2 protein-coding genes are annotated in these 692 nt (G+C 40.0%); both read left to right on the top strand.

The genetic code is table 11. The features are described from left to right. A partial coding sequence (locus H5154_RS22975) for a DUF2931 family protein (protein WP_259398603.1) occupies positions 1-423 on the top strand: 423 nt, incomplete at its 5' end. Beyond that, a complete protein-coding gene (locus H5154_RS22970; protein ID WP_259398602.1) occupies positions 410-622 on the top strand; it encodes a hypothetical protein in 213 nt (70 codons plus the stop codon). The genes H5154_RS22975 and H5154_RS22970, both read left to right, overlap by 14 nt. Positions 623-692 lie beyond the last annotated feature (70 nt).

The raw sequence follows: 692 nt of genomic DNA, 5'->3' as shown, positions 1-692 counted from the left end.
GCAGGCGGTGCGACACAAAAGGGTAATGAAATCTGGGTGCAATCAATCACTTTTGATAATAGTTGGGGTATTCCTATGGGGAGCCTTGGTTGTTGCTGGCAAAGTGCCGGTAAAACAAGTGGTGTTTACGATCAAAAATTCCCAGAAAAAGTCGCTGTTGAATGGTTAGATAAGTCAGAAAATAGAATTTACTACGGTGAAGTGGCAATAGATAAAAGTGGCTATAAGTTTGCAAATAAGTTACCTCGATTTAGTTACCATACAGGCGAAGTAGAAACTGATATTTACCCATATTTAATAGTTGGTATGGGTGAATCAGGTGAGATAAAGGTTTGGGTTTCAAATACACCATCAGCGGGGTTTACAGGTCGCGTATTACACGAACTTGGTTCAGGACAAGCCCAATGGCGTGAGAATAAGTAGTAAAGCCACTACCCTAAGCTTATGTTCTATAAAGTATTCGCAGAGGCAGCCCGTAGCTCATGGCCCAGAAGAAGACGCTGAATTCACCACTAAAAACCAACAACGCGAGCTTTTTTACAATCAGCCAGAACAAGCTGAAGCAAATGAGCAATGGCAATCACAATTAATAAATGGATATAGATTATGGACAAGCTCATAAAATCACTCATCACACTTGCTTTAACATTATTTGTAATAGGTTGCTCGTCAACAGGAACAATTGATTACAT

It is taken from the genome of Pseudoalteromonas sp. SR44-5, from assembly GCF_014163675.1.
GTDB classification, from domain to species: domain Bacteria; phylum Pseudomonadota; class Gammaproteobacteria; order Enterobacterales; family Alteromonadaceae; genus Pseudoalteromonas; species Pseudoalteromonas rhizosphaerae.
Note: the sequence above shows the minus strand (reverse complement) of the source record. Positions and strands in the feature narration are given on the sequence as shown.